Annotated in this window: 1 protein-coding gene; it reads left to right on the forward strand. The window is 55.5% G+C overall.

Annotated elements, in window-relative coordinates; all coding sequences use genetic code 11:
* The first annotated feature begins 179 nt into the window (after positions 1-179).
* Entirely contained in the window at positions 180-1,874 is a 1,695-nt protein-coding gene (locus ACQRAQ_RS08525; protein ID WP_427794544.1) for a phospho-sugar mutase, read from the forward strand.
* Positions 1,875-2,035 lie beyond the last annotated feature (161 nt).

Genomic DNA, 2,035 nt, shown 5'->3' on the forward strand with positions numbered 1-2,035 from the left:
TCTCAGGTAATTTAACTAAATGACATTTTTTACAACGATATCATCTGCCGTCTTATTCAGACGTTCACCGTTCTCTTGGCAGTCTCACACACTCAATGGATTACTATCTACCTAAGCGTGATACTGCGCTTGACCTGTTTTAGGCGGGCCGTTTTATTGATTATGAAGGAAGGACGCACATGGCAGATGTTCACGAGCTGCTTGATACTTGGATTGCCAATGTCAAGGATGATGAGCTGCTGACCGAGCTCAACACGATGAAGGAGCAGGGTGACGAGGATGCCATCACCGATGCCTTCTTCCAGGATCTTGCCTTCGGCACCGCCGGCCTGCGTGGCACGATCGGTGCTGGCACCAACCGTATGAATATCTATACGGTCGGCCGTGCAACGCAGGGCTTCGCCGACTATCTCAATGCGACTTTTGAGCATCCGGCAGTTGCCATCGCTCGCGATAGCCGCAATAAGGGTGAACTGTTCGTCAAGACGACTGCTGCTATTCTTGCGGCAAATGGTGTCACCGCCCTTGTGTATCCTAAGATTTCCCCGGTGCCTACGCTATCTTGGGCTGTCCGCGATCTTGAGTGCTCCGGTGGCATTTGCATGACCGCTAGTCATAATCCGGCGCCTTATAACGGCTATAAGGCCTATGGCCCCGACGGCTGCCAGATCACGAGCGAGGCCGCCGATGCAATTTCTAAGGCTATTGCCGAGACCGATACGTTCACTGGCGTGAAGTCCATGGACTTCGATGAGGCTCTTGAGCAGGGTCTGGTCAAATGGATCGATGACTCGTGCCTCGAGCGTTATTACGACGCCGTTCTCGCGCGCGGCGTGACCAACCTTTCTGCCGAGGAGATCGCTGGCGCTCCGCTTAAGCTCGTCTACACTCCGCTCAACGGCACTGGCCTCATTCCCGTCACGACGGTGCTCGAGCGCGCCGGCATCACCGATGTCACGGTTGTTCCCGAGCAGAAGGACCCGAACGGCGATTTCCCGACCTGCCCGTATCCTAACCCCGAGATCCGTCAGGCCATGCAGAAGGGAATCGACCTGTGCGAGCAGGTTCACCCCGATCTGCTGCTTGCAACCGATCCTGACGCCGACCGTGTTGGCGTTGCTGTTAAGAATGGTGATGACTATCTGCTGCTGACCGGCAATGAGATGGGCGTTCTGCTGCTCGACTATATCTGCAAGACCCGTGCTGCCCGCGGCGAGGATCTCACCAAGAAGGTCGCGGTTACTACCATTGTTTCTTCCGCCATGGTCGATGCCCTGGCCGAGGAGTATGGCTTTGAGCTCCGTCGCTGCCTGACGGGCTTCAAGTACATCGGTGACATCATTACCTCGCTTTCCGATGCTGGTGAAGTCGATCGATTTATCTTCGGTTTCGAGGAGAGCTACGGTTATCTGGCCGGCGACCACGTGCGCGACAAGGACGCCGTGAGCACTTCGCTTCTGATTTGCCAGATGGCGCAGTATTACAAGCTCCAGGGCAAGAACCTGGCCGATGCGATGCACGAGCTGTACGAGAAGTATGGCTACTATCACAACAAGACGATTTCGCTGAGCTATCCGGGCGCTGAGGGTGCGGCAAAGATGGCCGGCATTATGGCGGGTCTGCGCGAGAACCCGCCCGCGGAGCTCGCAGGCTCCAAGATTGAGGCCGTTGTGGATTACAACACGTGCGTGAACGGCCTGCCGAAGGCTAATGTCATTGAGTTCGATCTTGAGGGTGGCAACAAGGGTATTGTCCGTCCTTCCGGCACCGAGCCCAAGATCAAGCTGTACATCTTCGCTAAGGGCGCGGATGCCGCCGAGGCTGATGCAGCACTTGACGCGATTGAGGAGTCAGGTCGCAAGCTGTTGGCCTAAGGTTTTGAAAGCCTATTTCTATAGATAGACGAAAAAGGGGATCTCGGAAACGAGGTCCCCTCTCTATTACCGGTAAATACAGCTGAGAATCCCAAACTGTGTAGGAGTTGTGTGCAACCAGATTCCCGCCCCGCGGGCCCCTCCGGTCTGGCAATATATCT

The organism is Collinsella sp. SGI.178 (genome assembly GCF_050313495.1).
Classification (GTDB): domain Bacteria; phylum Actinomycetota; class Coriobacteriia; order Coriobacteriales; family Coriobacteriaceae; genus Collinsella.

What these genes read in the sequence shown, in the direction of transcription:
- ACQRAQ_RS08525 (WP_427794544.1), top strand. Translation starts at nt 180, where the DNA reads ATGGCAGATGTTCACGAGCTGCTTGATACTTGGATTGCCAATGTCAAG.